This window comes from Blautia parvula (assembly GCF_020215665.1).
In the GTDB taxonomy this organism is placed as follows: domain Bacteria; phylum Bacillota; class Clostridia; order Lachnospirales; family Lachnospiraceae; genus Blautia; species Blautia celeris.
Map to the genome: position 1 here is coordinate 2,693,049 of NZ_CP084061.1, position 15,473 is coordinate 2,708,521.

The window sequence follows — 15,473 nt, forward strand, 5'->3', positions numbered from 1 at the left end:
TTCTATTCCTCCATAAACGATTTCGCCGGGGACAGGAACGCAAAACAGGGTTCCAACATTTTGCTCCAATATACAAGGTCATGAACTCCCTCTGTCTCCTCAAAATCCACCGGGATATTCTGTTCTTCCAAAAACCGCAGAAATTCTTTGTTTACATCATACACCAGCTCATCCTGGCAGCCGCACCGAAGGAACAATTCCGGAATTGCCTTCCCGCTTTTCTTCCTGTCAAGCAGCACTTTTTCCGGATTTTTATCGGAATGGAGATACTCATCCTCTGTCCCGAAAATAGCCTCCATCCTGTCCGGTTTAAGGGGTGATATTTCCTTTTTCAGAATCTTGTTGACTCTGAGGGCCGGCGACAGCATGGCAATTTTACTGAAAGTATCGCTGTAATGAAGCCCATTTATAAGGGCGCCAAATCCGCCCATAGAGATTCCGCCGATAAAGGTGTCCTCTTTCTTACGGGAGAGAGGCAGCAGAGATCTGGTGATCTCCACAAGCTCTTCACCGATAAATTTCCCGTAATTATCACCCCACTCCGGCTTGTCCACATAGAAGGAACGGTCCCCGGTCACAACCACCAGCGCCAGGCCATGCAGCATTGCATGAAACTTCATATTCAGAAATGTCAAAGTCTCTCTCGCTCCCCCGCTGTACCCTGTGAGAAAATACAGGGTCTTAAAGGGAGGATTACAGTCCATACCTCCTGTCAGAGTTGGAAGTATCACATCCAGTTCAATACTTTGATCAATCGCATCTGATTTGAAATTAAAATGTAAATATGCCATATATTATCATCCTTTCACACTGCCCTGCACAACACCTTCCAGAATGTGTTTCTGACACAGCACATAGAAGATGAGCATGGGAATCATTGACAAGAAGAGTCCTGCAAGCATAGGCGCGTAGTCCACAGAATACTCATTTACAAATACACGGATCGTCAGCGCCAGAGTCCGCTTCACCTCGTCTGTGAGGAAAAGGCTGGACATCAGATAATCATTCCAGATTCCCATGGATACGAATACCAGAAGAGTGATCACGATGGGTTTCAGCATAGGAAGTACGATCCGGAAGAATACCTGTATGTAAGAACATCCGTCTATCATGGCAGCCTGTTCTATCTCAATGGGAATACCGTTCAGAAATCCTCTTATCAAAAATATGGAGAACGGCAGATTCAGCCCCAAGGCCACAACGGACAGAAACAAAAGGCTGTTATTCAGTCCAAAGGTACCCCCATATATCTTCACGATCGGTATCATGTATACCTGGAAAGGAGCCACCATGGATGCCACCATCATCAGGAACAACGCGCTCACCCATTTCTTATGGGAAAATCTGCTGACCACATAGGCTGCCGTAGCTCCGAACAAAGTGATCAGAAGAGAGGACACGATCGTCAGGATAAATGTATTTTTCAGGGCTGAGAAAAACTTCATCTCCTGCAGGGCCTGGGTAAAATTCTCCACATGAAATGCAGATGGCAGGGAAAAAGGGTTCATGATAAATTCCTGCGATGTTTTCATGGAGTTGAAGATAGTCAGCACAAACGGAAATATATAGATCACTGTCAGTATACAGGCTGCCGCGAACAGCAAAACACGGCTTGCTTTCATTTTTCTCATGCCTTTACCTCCTTCTTCATTGAAAAATATGTCTGCAGCACAGAGATCACCGTTACGATCAGAAACAATACCACAGCCTCTGCCTGTGCAACTCCGAATTTCATACTTGTAAATGCTGTATTGTACACCTTAAGGGCAATCAACTCTGTGGAATTGAATGGTCCGCCTCCTGTAAGCGCCAGGTTCACATCGAATACCATGAAACAACGGACAATAGACAGGAAAACACATACCGTAAAGGATGACCTGATCATGGGAAGTGTCACATGCTTGAATGCCGACCATTTTCCGGCCCCATCAATATAGGCGGCCTCCAACAGTTCTTTCGGCACATTGGCAAGTCCCGCCACATAGATGATCATCAGATAACTGCTCAGCTGCCAGGAAGCCACAATGATCATAGCGACCATGGCGTAAGCCGAGCTGGTAAGCCAGGACTTCTCAAGCCACGCAATCCCACCGCTTTTTCCAAATGCCGTAAGACCAAAGTTAAAGATAAACTTCCACAGATATCCCAGGATCAGCCCTCCGATAATATTCGGAGTAAACATGGCTGTCCTGAAAAAAGTTTTACCTTTCAGAGCGCTTGTGAGAAGCAGCCCCAGGCCTATAGCAATCACATTGCTGACGATCACAACGGCCACCGCATAGATAGATGTCTTCAGCAGGGAATCCAAAAATTTGGAATCCCCGAATATTGTGAGATAATTTCTCAGCCCTACAAATGTAAAATCATTTCCCAGACCATCCCACTGTGTAAAAGAAATGAAAATCCCGTAAAAAAACGGCACGATCAGGATTCCCAGCCAGACCAGTATTGCCGGCACAAAGAAAAGCAGTATCAATCTTCGTTCTCCGTGTTTATTTCCTACCATACCCAACCTCTCCTTTCCTCTCCCTCTATCCGGATGATCGTTACTCCAAACTCGTCCAGTAGCTCTCGATTTCTTTGGCAAGTCCTTGTCTGTCAAGCTCACCTGCCACATACTGCTGGAAATAGGGGCCAACAACATACCAGTAATCGCTTGGAACATTTACAGTAAAGGTTCGGATATCTTTGATCTCACCTTTTTCCATATATTCCTGTGTGGACTTTGCCAGGGCATTGGGATTTTCTACCTTCACATCTTTGAATGGAAGAGTGGAACCAATAGTCACTCCCATGAAATCCTGTCCTTTTTCACTGTTGCACAGCCATTCCACCAGTTTGAGCCCGGCTGCCTGCTGTTCCTCGGTATTCTGGGAAGCGTCTATACAGTAACCTTTCGGAGAAGACATAGGAAGTCCCACATTTTGTTCAGAATCGTTGCTGATAGGCAAAGGAATCATTCCCAGCTCTTCATCTCTTCCCTCCACACCGCTCATCATCATCCAGTTCCAGTCTCCCTGGAAGTAGGTAGCAACTTTTCCAGTGGCAAAAGCTTCGCAGTTCATTTCCTGATTGATCTGAAGCGGGTCTGCTTTGTTCATATTGTGCTCTGACAAAATATCCAGAGTGTCCATCAAATCATTGTAGACCTGATCATCTGCAAGAGAGGCTTCCCCTTTCTTAAGCCTGTCAATAAATGCCATCTGGGCTGTTTCATCTCCCTGATATCCTGAATAGAGGAGCGCACCTAGATGAGCTGCCAGCGCCCAGTCTGCATTCAGCGTGATCGTAGAGGCCGCCTTACCTGACGCATCGATATCGTCAAGCATCTTCTCCAGTTCATCCCTTGTATCAACAGAATGGATATCAAAATCTTCCCCGAAGACCTCCTTCAGCACACGGTTGTTATACATCAGGCCAAATCCCTGAACACTGGCCGGTATGGCATAAAGAGAACCATCCACAGTGTAATACTCTTTGCCTGTGACAATATCATCCACCCACGGTACCTCATTTTCACTGAAATTATAGAAATAAGAATGGTACTGGGTCACCACAGATACATCCATAAGAGCCACTGTCGGCGCCTTCTTCGCTGCATATAATCCCAGCCATGCCTGAAGCTGGTCATCACCGCAGGGCAGGAACTCCACCTTAATGTCCGGGTTCTCTTTCGTAAATTCATCCAGGAGCGCCACCGTCTCATTGTCCACACCCGCCTGAGTGGAATAAAATGTAATCTCTACCTGTTCCCCTGATGCCTCTGACTGTTTGGCTGACTTCTCCTGGGATTTATCATTTCCTGCATCTCCGCAGCCTCCCAGTGCAGTTGTTCCCAGCATCATAGCCATAAATAACGCAATACTTCTTTTTTTCATACTGATTTTCTCCTTTTTGATTTGTATGGGCGATACTCTGAATCCGGATTTTTCAAAGGCCTTCGTTCCATCAGTTCCATATTTTATGTGGAACTGTTTTCATACTCTTTTTATACACTATACAGGAAAAAATGTCAATTGATTTGAAATAAAGCGCAAAAAAACAGGCAGTTTGCATAAATCCATGCACATCTGCCTGTCTAAAACTTCTATATGTTTATGGAACACCTTATGTTGTTCCACCTTTCTGAAAATAAACCGGAATGACATAATTCTGTTCAACAAATTCTCCGTTTATTTTTTTAACCAGAACCCCTGCTGCTATTTTGGCGATTGCCGGAATATCCTGAACGATCGTAGTTATAACAGGCTGGCAGATCCTGGTCAGATCCAGTCCGTCGTAGCCGACTATTTTCCGTTTTTCGGGAACGGATATCCCGGATTCCTCTGCATGTTTCAGTGCAAAATATGCAGAAATATCCTCCACAAACACGCCGTCTGCATCCGGATACAGACGAAGATATTCCTCTATACTGCGACGGTAATAATCATAGGACAGGATGTTTGTCCATGCAAGCCGCACAGTGATCACCTCTGTTCCTTCCGCACTCAGGATTTCCTCCAATATCCTGTGCCTCTCGCTGGAGGGCGTATAAAATGTGCTGTCAGAAGATATCTGCAGAACTTTTTTGCATCCGCACCTTAAAAACTCTTCCGCGGCCATCCGTCCCCCCTGCCTGTGGTCTGAATATACCTGGGTCATCCCCTCTGCCGGCCTGCATTCATATGCCACAATTCTGCTGCCCACACGCCCGATCCCCGGAATATCGGATTCCGTAGTATTGAGTATGGCACCGTCTATGATATGCTGTTCCAGCATTTCTACAATTTCTTCCACACGATTGGATACCCCCAGGGAATTAAACATCATCACATGGTATCCCAATTTATGCAGTTCTATCTCCAAATATTTTAAAAGACCTGCAAAAAACGGCTGTTCCATATCCGGTACAGAAAGACCAACGATACCTGTTTTTCCTTTGGCTGCAAGTCCTGCATGATGCTCTGCCGGCTCCGGTACTGACATATTCTGCCTGTAATGCAGTTCTTCAGCCGCTTTCAGTATCATTTTCTTTTTTTCTTCAGACACATAACCTGTCCCGTTCAATGCTCTCGAAGCAGTACCCAGTCCTACTCCGGCAGCATCCGCTACTTCTCTCAGGCTTGCCATATATTCCCACCCTTTTATTTTTAGCGTACCACATTTTGTTCCACAGTGCAAGACAAAGCAAACATTTTTTATGGAACATCACACAGTAGTTCCACCCTGCAATAATTTCACCGGAATATAATAGTGGGCATCTACTTTTTCTTTTGCGATCTTCTTCGCAAGAACCTCCACACAGGTGCGTGCCAGAAGAGGTACATCCTGGGCTATGGTAGTTACCTGCGGATCGATCATCCGCGTCATTTCATTGCCGTCATACCCCACAATCTTCAAATCCCTTGGCACATAGATTCCTCTTTTTTTTGCCTGCATCAGACAGCAGTATGCTTCCACATCCTCTGTAAAAATACCGTCAATCCGGCTGTACATATCCAGATACTGGCTTATCATCTCTTCAATAAACGGATAGGACAAAAATGCCCCGTTGATCTCCACAGCTGTAACCTGTATTCCCGATTGTTCCAGTATCCGTCTGCACTCCTTAATCCTGTTCTCCGCATGTACTTTTGTGGCAAACCTGGCCCCCAGGATCATAACATTTTTGCACCCGTTTTCTTTCAGCAGCTTTGCCGCAATCTGACCACCCTTTATATGATCAGAGGCAACCATGGGTATTTCTTTTGCCAGCACCCGCTCAAAACTGACTACCGGCATGCCCTTCATTCTCTCGATTTCCTCTCGCGTTACATCTGTATTGATGATCATGCCGTCAAGACTGCCCGCCTCAATCAAATCCAGCGTATCCGAAACTCTCTTCTGAACTCCCAGCGTATTGCACACTAAAGTTTTATAACCAATATGATTCAATTCCAGTTCTGCATACTTTAAAAAGGCCCCATAGAACGGAAAGGACACATCCGGCAGTACAATCCCAACCAGTCCGCTCTTTTTCTGAACAAAACTACGTGACAGCTCACTGGGTCTATAATTTAACTCTTTTGCGATTCTCCTGATTTTCTCTTTTTTACCGGCTTCCACATAACCGCTGTCATTCAGCGCCCTGGATACCGTTCCGATCCCCACGCCTGCAGCTCTCGCCACATCTCTTATATTTGCCATGCTGACCTCTTATTTGACTTTTTTAATACCCATTCCATCTATTTAACAACACGGGCTATGTTTACAATATCATACATTTTTTAGTAATGTCAAACTATTATAAGTTCTTCCAGAACCAGCTGAATCCCAATAGGCTGTTTGAATTTTCTTGCTCATTCAATTAAGCATAAAAATTATTTATTAAATAACTTGGCTGTCTGGGCAACTGCCGCGAGTATTTAGTGATAATTACCTTATAACATGTAACGGAGAGAAGACGCGTGGAAACCACAACCTATTATGTAACTATATACCATTACGAGACAAGTTTAGGCGTTTTTACCTGCTTTACGTTCTGTAATTTCCCTGATAAACTGCGGATTCTTCTTTTCAACATCCAGCATAAGAATATCAATCAAAAGGATAATGGCAACAACCAGCGGACCGTATTTAAAGAATGCATCTATACCGGAAATGGTGCCTGCAGTCTGAACTGCCAGGGAACCGTCATAAGCGATAGCTGAGAGGACGAAACCGAATGCCGCGGTCAGCGCACCCTGGCCGACTTTCGCCCCAACTGAAGCTGCGGAGAAGAGAACGGACTGAACGCGCACTCCTGTTTTCCATTCACCGTAATCGATGGTATCACCAATCAAAGCACCTGCCATTCCCATCGCAAAGCCCATACCGATACCGCGAAGCAATGCGGTGATGAAAAGCATGGTCGTCGTAAACGGCATGAAGATAAATGCAATTTGTGCAGCAAGCATACATCCTGCGCCAAAAATGACCATCTGCTGTTTCGTAAATTTATTGAGCAGAAACGGGGCAACTGCTGAAATGATCACACCCGGAAGATTGGAACAGGCAACAAACGTGCCCATCAAAGCGATATTGCCAACAACGTCCTTCAAATAGTACAAGGATACCGAAAGGTTGAAAGTCAGGATAAAGTTTGCCATCAAATTGACAATAAACGCCATCCACCAGTATTTATTAACAACTGCACATTTCACACCAATCAAAATGTTTTCTGCCGGAGCGTCATTTTCCACTCGCTCTTTCACAAAAAAGACGTTCAGCGCAATCGGAATCAAACCGATAACACCGAATACCATGATGGCTTTGATCCATGCAGACTGCATCTGCTGACCGCCAAAGTATTCCACCATGGGAATCATAACCGATGCCATGATGGTCTGGGTAGCGGCTGCAAACATCATCTTAAAAATGAGCATCTGGGAACGGTCCTTGGAATCATTCGTGACATACGATGCAAGCGACCCATGGGCCATACCGACATAAGTGTATAATATCGTGTTAAAAAGGTTGTAAGTTATAAAAATGTAAGCAACACGAAGCCCTACACTTCCATCCGGCACGGTAAATACCAGAATAACGGAAAGTACCATCGGAATTGCCCATTTCATCAAAACCGGAATACAGTGACCGTATTTATTTTTGTGTTTGTCAATCAACTGACCTGCGATCAAATCAGAAATACCGTCGAAAATTTTTGAAATCATGATCACGGTACCGATCAATGCAGCATTTATCATCAATACGTCCGTATAGAACATTAAAACATAGGAGCTGAACAAAGTATACATTGCATTCAGACCCACATCACCGGATCCATAGATCAGTTTTTCAAATAAGCTGATTTTTTTCATTTCTGTAGCCATTTCAATATCCTTCTTTCCTTTTTATAGGTCCCTCAGTATAACAGTTCAGACAGGTCTGTGCATTTACTGCGCTGACCGTATGAAAACGTACCGGAGACAGACATCCAGCCCATCGTGAAGCGATTCTTAATGTCTGGATGTATTCTGACTATCGCACTGCCTTTTGGATGAAGTCCTCCATGATGTCCAGAACCTGTTCCATCCAGAATTCGTTGCCGCTGTGGTCCGCTCCTTCTATCAAATACAGCTTTACATCCTTTCCGCATTCTTTCATGCGCCGATAAAGAATCACGCTGCCTTCACAGTTTACAACACGGTCTTTTGTACCATGAAATATGATCGTCGGCGGGATCACACTGTCTTTCTCTATGTTGCATTCCACAGAAAGCCTGCGGCGCAGCTCCTCGCTTTCGCGCAGGTCCACATGCCCCATCACCATACCTTCCGGACTGTCCGGCTGACAGTGGAGAAGCTGGGTTGGATTTGAATCTTCCTTCATGACACTGCAGCTTCCGTAGAAATTCAGAATGCCCTTAACCTCCGCAGAAATACCCGGGAAGAGATTATTTTCCACATCATCGTGGATCATGCCGGCAAACATGGCAGTGTGCCCACCGGAAGAGTCGCCTGCAACAACGATTTTTTCAGGATCGATCCCGTATTCTTCCGCATGTACGCGCATAAAGCGTACGGCATTTCTGGTATCCATAATTTGTGCCGGGAAAGGTGCAATGCCTGAATGACGATATTCCACCACAGCCACTACATAACCACGTTCCGCAAGCTTTGCCACTCGCGGAAGCTGTATATATACGTCCTGCTTAAACCATGCGGAACCCTGTACAAACACTACGCATGGACAGATCATGTTCGGCCGGTTTCGGGTCAGCGGGCGTAAAATCTGCAGATGCAGTTTTTCACCGTCAATCTCCGCGTACTCCACATCATGTTGATAAAAAACTCCGATTTCGTCGCCGGTGGTCGGAATCCTTTCCGCTCCTTCCACCTCTTCTGCAAATTCCGGAAACTCTTCATAGGTCCATTCTTTTACTTCCATAAGATCACCTCGTTCAGTTATTGTTTTACAAATTGTATCATACGTTTTGCCCGGCTTTCTCTTGATTCCTCCGCAGGTTTTATTCATTTTTCACCCACATTTTTTTTAAAAATGACATTCACAGATCTTTTTTCATGAAATAAATCGTGATTTATTGTGCTGTAAATCGTGATTTTTGACAGCAAAAAGGGAAATGCCGAACATTTCAGCATTTCCCACTAAATAATCACTTTGCTATTTTCCTTAACGCTTTTCCAGCAATATCAGCCGCACTTCATGTTCATCCAGTACGGTGGACAGGTTGAAGCTCCCGCTTTTTCCGATCAGGACATTTTCATAAAGAGCGCCATAGGTACTGATCTTCGTCAGATACAGCTTTTGTGTACGGTTCTGCAAATCCGGCGCGCCCATTGTCATCCATTGGTCATAACTGCTCCCATGCTCACGGTTTACGGAAAAGCTGCGTTTCAAATAATTGCCTGGGATCATGTTTTGCAGATGAATGGCAAAGCTGCGAGTTCCTTTCTGCACAAATCCCATATAGCGGTCGATTGTTCGCTGTTCCTCCAGCGGAATCCATTCCGTCAGATGATTTTGTTCATCATAGTGGCAGTAATGGTACAGCAGAATCTGCAGTTTCCTGCCCTCCCCGGAACGAGTAACTATATATCCGTCCCCCTCAGCAAGAATTATATCGCCGTTGTTCTTTAAAAGCGTCAGAAACATCATGGCATAATAGGCCGCCTTTGGTATCCCGTAATAGTTTAAAATACCATAACCGCCATGATAGGGATTAGAGTTCATGACACGGCGTTCCGAGTTATCTGTCAAATGTGCCATTGCCATTGCAGTGACCAGATTGCGGCTCTCCAGGCAGTGCTTCACTACTGCGGCTGCCTTAAAACAGGTATCATTCCCCAAATCATTCTGCCACAATGTGGTATTCCAACCGAAAACAGAGATCGGCAGATCCGAATACCCATACTCATCCAGACAAGAACGGAGTTTCTGCAGACGGTGCTGCAGTACACTTTCATCAGCACTGATCGGCGCCGGCTCCCCCGGCTGTTGGTCCATCTTTGCCTGAATACGATTCTCGGTGACGGCACGGTCATATTTGGCATGATCCATGCAGAAACTCTGTACACTCAGCTGGGTGGGAAGGCAGCTCTTTTGTCTGCAGTAGTCTAAAAAGCGATAAAGAATGTCAAATCCATCCACAGATAAAAAATCAATATCGAACACACGTGCCTTCCACATGGCCCCCGGTAGCTGCTTCTGCAATATCTTCCAGGTGGTTTCGTAATAATAAAGATAGTCCTCCAAGGAGAAAACACCATACTGTACAAACAGGAGCTGTTCCGGTGTGAAACTCCACAGCGAAACCAACTCTATTCCATAACGGTAAACAAGATGCTCTAAAAAACCACTCACTAAAAATTTCCACTTTTCCAGATTATCCGGAAGCCCAATACAAGAATTCCCAAAAACATGCTGACGATCTTTGGTCAAAAGTTTTGGGGTATAACCCAGTTGGATCTGCAGGGTAATATTAAGATCCACCAAAAAATCCAGAATTAAATCAATATAGGTAAAACTCAGCCATGGCCTGCCGTTTTTGTCCTCATGATAAAAGTCCAGAGAATCGTCAAAAATCCCGAAAAACAATACACTCTGAAAGCCGATTGTTTTCACAGAATCGCGGACTGCATCACGGACCTCCTCGTGCAAGAGCTGTTCTGCCCAGCCAAGTGACGTGGAATCGTTGTGATGAAGCTGCAATTTACCAAGATTTTCCCGGGCATCAATTTCAATACGGGTTGGCAGAGTGCTGCGTTTGTTTAACGGCAGCACTGCTTCTTCTTTTGCCGCATATTTTAAAAGATTCATATAAGACAGTGTACCGGAAATAGCGGCGATTCCCTCCTGCGGCTGCGGGGATGCCTGTTTTTCATAACATCGGCGATAGTTTCCGGGCGTAATGTGGTATTGCTGCCGAAAGTTCAATATAAAGGTGTTGGTATTGGAGAAACCGCATTCCAATGCAATGTCCGTCACGCTCTGCCGTTTCGTGCGCAAAAGATACTCTGCTTTATTTAAGCGCAGCTGACGCAGATAATCTGAAAATGAGATGCGCAGTATTTTATGAAAATCACGGGACAACTGGCTTTTGGAGAGATGCACCAGATCCGAAACCGTCTGTAAACTCAATTCCTCTGAAAAATGCTGTCCGATATAGATCAGGACTTTCTGTATTCGTTCTATTTCCTGTGTCGGGTGCAGTTCGTATGACTCCGGTAACTCAAACTGTGATTTCAGGATAGCCAGCAGTCCGAAAAGGTGACTTAAGATCTGCAGCCGGCGCAGATCAGGCGAATCGGTAACCTCTTTGAACACCACCGCCAGGTTCATGCGAATCATGGAAAGATAATCGGCTTGATCCGGCTGCAATTTACTGCAGCATTTAACACGTCCTAAATTTGCCTGCTGTAAAATCGGCAGCGAAATATATGCCGAAACAGTATGCGCACCCGCTTCGCGATAAATCTCATGGTGTTCATACGGGTTATATACAGCAAAGTCCTCACTGCTCAAAAGATAATTGTTTTTTGCCGTCATCACAGCACACCGGCCGGTCAGCACATAAAGTATTTCCAGCTCCCCATGAAAATGCGGAACGGATGTGTCGCAGTCAAATTCAAAACGAATTTCATCCATGTGAAATCACCCCTTTTTTAATTATACCGATAAAAAAGGTATCTGTCGAATTCTTTTTCAGATTGTAGGCGATATCACAGAAAGGACCATTTGTCCTGTCCCCGGTCACACTCCCCCAGGCACCGGCGTAGCCCTAAAAGCATTCACACGCCTGTCAAGGACAACCTGCTCCTCACTTCCTGAATCCAGTATAGTATTTTGAAAGGATTCTTTTGCCACCAGAACAGTTGTCACATCAAGCACCGCCAGTTTATCCGTAGCAGTAAGAGCATCCACCTGTGCAGAAAAGCAGGAATCCGATGCCCCGGTCTGTGCATCTGCTGCCTCCGTTGTGGCAACGATATGATTATCAGATATATAATTTCCCTTGCCCGAGACAACATGTATGATCACAGGTTTTGCGCCGGCCGGCTTGATAGACTGCCTATGGATCGTTTCTGAAATATGGTTGGCGATCACCGAATTATGATTGCCGCTGATGCGCAGAAGGCCATACCTGTCATCTAAGCCATTGTCATTTTTAAGCATAGGCGCCCATGGTTCATGATCACGTAAAAAGTGGTTGGAAGAGACCGTGTTTTCCGAACAGTTCCCTTCAAATACCAGTGCCCCCGGATAAAAGGAATGAAATCTGTTGCCTGTGATAACAGAGCGGGCAACCTTATCGAAATGGACACAGCTTGTACCTCTCGGAAAAATATTATTTGAAGTGATCAAAAGTCCTCCGAAATTCTGCGCAAAAACAGAATATCCCCTGTACCCGGCTCCCATCAGGTTATCAGTTATCTTAGATGCCTGTCCCCAGCCGCGCAGTTCGATACAGTTTCCGCATTCAGCTATAAAATTATCATGGACTGACAATGCGTCTGCATGGTAAATAATAACCCCATGCTCTAAATATACAAAGCCCATGCCTGTGATCCGGAAGGAATCCTGTGCACTGGCAACATAAATGCCTGTTTTGCCATTCACATATGTATTTTCCGGATCATTTTTTCCTGAACCGTCGTCCGCAAAGTGTAATCCGTCAATACAGAAATTTTCAAATTCCACAGAGCTGATCCTGGGATTTCCGCTCCGTTCCACATAAAAGGCGGCTCCTGCCGCCTCACCATCTGCGTCCTTCGGAGAAAGGTCAACTAGTATGCGGCTGCCTCCCGGCCACACTTCATGCAGATCCTCCCATTCACTCTTTGGAAGATTATAACGAATGCTTGAAGATACAAAACCATGTCCGGCACCCATGATTTTCAAATAACTGATATCAATCACCACCTGCGTACGAAGATGATAATCCCCTGACGGAATGTAGATGACAGCCCCCGGTTTTCCGCCCTCCTCCACATTGGAATCTGTCTGTCTGCTTTTAATATCCGCCAACATGCTGTTGATCACTTCTCCTATATCTTTATAGGGATCTCCGACGTTCCATTCCGTAACATCATAGTAATTTTTACCTGCCATACATAAATCCTCCTATATATTTAACGCCGCCCGGCCTGACAATAATGCTTCCATCCGTTCTAACAATAACAATCCTTTATTCCGTATGTCTCAATCTCTTTGATCACCGCACTCCCGCCAATCGCCCGGATTTTCAACTGATTCTGCGTCTCTCCCGCAAAAATATTATTAGAATGGTTATTCCGGTAATTATCTGTGAAAATTTCAAGTGAACTCCGGTCTGACAGAATATGGACGTCCAGCTCCCTTTTTCCCTTCAGATACATAACGCTTCTCGAAATACCTCTGCTCCATCCATCTGCTTTCTCACGATCTACACTCATTTCCGCATTCTCAAGATCAAACAGACATACCGTCTTTTTTCCTTCTCCGCAGCGCAAAAGCAGCTCCAGTTTATCCGCATCTGTATTCTCAAGATCAATCTTCAGCTTCAGTTCAAAAGCCACACCGTCTCCGGCTCTCAGTTCTGTCTCCTCTTCCGTGATCACAAGACTGTCCAGATATTCCGGGTTCTGCCTCAAAGCTTTTATTTCCTCGATTGGCAGAAACTGTAACGTGCTGTCTTCCATCAAACGTACCTCCAGAGGGATGTTAAAAAAGCCGCACCAGCCTTCCCTGTAGGTTGGCCCCCAGTCCTTCCATAATGGCATCCATTCCCATTCATTTGACCATCCTGCCATGATCCTTCTTCCATCCGGTACCGGAAATGACTGCGGTGCATAATAATCAAATCCCCAGTTGATTTCACCGCTCACATGAGGATAAAACCTTCCTGTCTTATAATCAAAATCCCCCACCAGATACACGGCAGTATGGTCGCCTGCCCCCATAGGTGAAAAGGTCAGAACATATTTATCGCCTATCGGATAAAAATCCGGGCATTCCCACATGTATCCCCATTCCCCACGGCTTTCCGCCAGAACCTGGAAGAACTTCCAGTGGAGCATATCCCCGGAACGGTAGAGAAGTGCCAAGCCCCTGTTTTCACGGCTTGCGCCGCATACCATATAATACATGTCCTCGTGCTTCCATACCTTCGGGTCACGAAACATATCCGGCAAAATCCCTTCCGGCGCTGTCAGCACCGGGTTCCCTTCATATTTCTCAAAATGGATTCCATCCTCACTGTATGCGATACACTGTGTCTGCTCATAACCTCTTCCCTTATTGGCTGTTCCGGTGTACATGAGGAAAAGTTTATTGTCATGTTCTATCGCACTTCCGGAAAAACATCCGCCTTTTGGATGATCGTCATACACTTCACTGGGTGCCAGTGCCGGCGGCAGATACTCCCAATGGAGCATATCCTCGCTGATGGCATGCCCCCAATGCATACTGTCCCAGAAACCACTATAGGGATTGTGCTGAAAAAAGAAATGGTATTTTCCCCTGAAATAAATCAATCCATTGGGATCATTCAGCCACCCTGTCTGCGGCATAAAATGATAGCGCTGACGCATCACGCCATTCTTAACATCTTCCTTTTTTCTGTCTGTCTCCATCTGAGCCTTTTCAATATTCAGCTTCAATATTTCTTTACTCATAAGCCTCCTCCGTACTCCTTAACCTTTTAAAGCTCCTGCTGTCATTCCCTGCACAATATATTTTTGAGCCGCAAGGGAAATGATCATCACCGGAAAACTAAACAAAAAAGCTCCTGCACACATTGGCCCCAGATCCAAATTGTATGCCGACAAAAATCCGGCCAGTCCAACCGTAAATGTCTTTGCACCGGTACTGGTCAGCAATAATGCCACAAGGAAATCATTCCATGCAAGGAACAGGGTAAATATAAACGCTGTTGCCAAACCGGGTTTACAGATCGGCAGAATAACCTTCAAAAATGTTTGGAAGCTGCCTGCCCCGTCTACGAATGCTGCCTCGTCCAGTGTCGTGGGAATTCCCTCATAAAAACTTAACATGGTCCACATGACAAACGGCATATTGATGGCTGCGTAAACAATGATCAAGGCAATTTTGGTATCATACAGGCCAAGATTACAGATCAATTCATAAATCGGCACTACAATACTTGAAGTAGGTATCATCTTCAGGCATAAAACCAAAACCACCAGTATGATCGATAATTTGGCACCTGAGCGCTGTATTGCATACGCTGCAAGAGATCCCAATATCAACGCGATCACTGTACTTATCAAGGAAGCACTCAAACTGTTGAACAGAAATCCGAGTGCATCCATTCTTTCAAACAGTCCCCCAAAATTTTCAACCGAGAACACTTTTGGGAAAAAACTCGGCGGAACTGCGATCACTTCTGATCCCGGCTTGAAAGAACAACAAATTACATATATGTAAGGGAAAAGCCAGAATACAGTTAAAACCACTGACAGACTGATTCCCAGCTTCTTCCCGACCTCACCTTTAAATTTCACCTTTTTTCGCCT

At 45.2% G+C, this 15,473-nt stretch carries 12 protein-coding genes; all 12 read right to left on the reverse strand.

Translation table 11 applies throughout. From position 1 onward, the window contains the following. Positions 1–2: 2 nt before the first annotated feature. On the reverse strand, positions 3–791 hold the full coding sequence (locus LC508_RS12645) for an alpha/beta hydrolase (protein ID WP_054352187.1): 789 nt from the start codon (positions 789–791) through the stop codon (positions 3–5). 6 nt (positions 792–797) lie between these two features. After that, positions 798–1,631: a carbohydrate ABC transporter permease gene (locus tag LC508_RS12650; RefSeq protein ID WP_103731131.1), complete on the reverse strand. Its 834-nt coding sequence runs from the start codon at positions 1,629–1,631 to the stop codon at positions 798–800. Then, positions 1,628–2,506 carry a carbohydrate ABC transporter permease gene (locus LC508_RS12655; RefSeq protein ID WP_158587215.1) on the reverse strand — a complete coding sequence of 293 codons (879 nt, stop codon included), beginning with the start codon at positions 2,504–2,506 and terminating at the stop codon, positions 1,628–1,630. The genes LC508_RS12650 and LC508_RS12655 overlap by 4 nt, the downstream gene beginning before the upstream one ends. A 40-nt stretch (positions 2,507–2,546) precedes the next feature. Next, on the reverse strand, positions 2,547–3,878 hold the full coding sequence (locus LC508_RS12660; RefSeq protein WP_103731129.1) for an ABC transporter substrate-binding protein: 1,332 nt from the start codon (positions 3,876–3,878) through the stop codon (positions 2,547–2,549). Between the two features lie 229 nt (positions 3,879–4,107). Beyond that, positions 4,108–5,109: a LacI family DNA-binding transcriptional regulator gene (locus LC508_RS12665; protein WP_103731128.1), complete on the reverse strand. Its 1,002-nt coding sequence runs from the start codon at positions 5,107–5,109 to the stop codon at positions 4,108–4,110. A 78-nt stretch (positions 5,110–5,187) separates the two neighbouring features. Continuing rightward, positions 5,188–6,165: a LacI family DNA-binding transcriptional regulator gene (locus LC508_RS12670; RefSeq protein WP_103731127.1), complete on the reverse strand. Its 978-nt coding sequence runs from the start codon at positions 6,163–6,165 to the stop codon at positions 5,188–5,190. 308 nt (positions 6,166–6,473) lie between these two features. Further along, the gene (locus LC508_RS12675) at positions 6,474–7,829 is read right to left on the reverse strand and encodes an MFS transporter (protein WP_033139388.1); all 1,356 of its coding nucleotides are present in this window, start codon (positions 7,827–7,829) and stop codon (positions 6,474–6,476) included. A gap of 148 nt (positions 7,830–7,977) precedes the next feature. Beyond that, entirely contained in the window at positions 7,978–8,886 is a 909-nt protein-coding gene (locus LC508_RS12680; RefSeq protein WP_054352228.1) for an alpha/beta hydrolase, read from the reverse strand. Positions 8,887–9,129: 243 nt separating this feature from the next. Beyond that, positions 9,130–11,604, reverse strand: coding sequence for a GH39 family glycosyl hydrolase (locus LC508_RS12685; RefSeq protein ID WP_103731126.1), 2,475 nt, complete (start codon positions 11,602–11,604; stop codon positions 9,130–9,132). A 105-nt stretch (positions 11,605–11,709) separates the two neighbouring features. Beyond that, a complete protein-coding gene (locus LC508_RS12690; protein ID WP_103731125.1) occupies positions 11,710–13,068 on the reverse strand; it encodes a NosD domain-containing protein in 1,359 nt (452 codons plus the stop codon). 59 nt (positions 13,069–13,127) lie between these two features. Beyond that, the gene (locus LC508_RS12695; protein WP_103731124.1) at positions 13,128–14,612 is read right to left on the reverse strand and encodes a glycoside hydrolase family 32 protein; all 1,485 of its coding nucleotides are present in this window, start codon (positions 14,610–14,612) and stop codon (positions 13,128–13,130) included. An 18-nt stretch (positions 14,613–14,630) separates the two neighbouring features. Then, positions 14,631–15,461, reverse strand: a complete 831-nt coding sequence (locus LC508_RS12700) for a carbohydrate ABC transporter permease (protein ID WP_103731123.1) — start codon at positions 15,459–15,461, stop codon at positions 14,631–14,633. Between the last annotated feature and the right edge of the window lie 12 nt (positions 15,462–15,473).

Bases quoted from the DNA above. Each gene is read 5' to 3' on its own strand.
- LC508_RS12645 (WP_054352187.1), bottom strand. From the start codon at position 791: ATGGCATATTTACATTTTAATTTCAAATCAGATGCGATTGATCAAAGT.
- LC508_RS12650 (WP_103731131.1), bottom strand. From the start codon at position 1,631: ATGAGAAAAATGAAAGCAAGCCGTGTTTTGCTGTTCGCGGCAGCCTGT.
- LC508_RS12655 (WP_158587215.1), bottom strand. From the start codon at position 2,506: ATGGTAGGAAATAAACACGGAGAACGAAGATTGATACTGCTTTTCTTT.
- LC508_RS12660 (WP_103731129.1), bottom strand. From the start codon at position 3,878: ATGAAAAAAAGAAGTATTGCGTTATTTATGGCTATGATGCTGGGAACA.
- LC508_RS12665 (WP_103731128.1), bottom strand. From the start codon at position 5,109: ATGGCAAGCCTGAGAGAAGTAGCGGATGCTGCCGGAGTAGGACTGGGT.
- LC508_RS12670 (WP_103731127.1), bottom strand. From the start codon at position 6,165: ATGGCAAATATAAGAGATGTGGCGAGAGCTGCAGGCGTGGGGATCGGA.
- LC508_RS12675 (WP_033139388.1), bottom strand. From the start codon at position 7,829: ATGGCTACAGAAATGAAAAAAATCAGCTTATTTGAAAAACTGATCTAT.
- LC508_RS12680 (WP_054352228.1), bottom strand. From the start codon at position 8,886: ATGGAAGTAAAAGAATGGACCTATGAAGAGTTTCCGGAATTTGCAGAA.
- LC508_RS12685 (WP_103731126.1), bottom strand. From the start codon at position 11,604: ATGGATGAAATTCGTTTTGAATTTGACTGCGACACATCCGTTCCGCAT.
- LC508_RS12690 (WP_103731125.1), bottom strand. From the start codon at position 13,068: ATGGCAGGTAAAAATTACTATGATGTTACGGAATGGAACGTCGGAGAT.
- LC508_RS12695 (WP_103731124.1), bottom strand. From the start codon at position 14,612: ATGAGTAAAGAAATATTGAAGCTGAATATTGAAAAGGCTCAGATGGAG.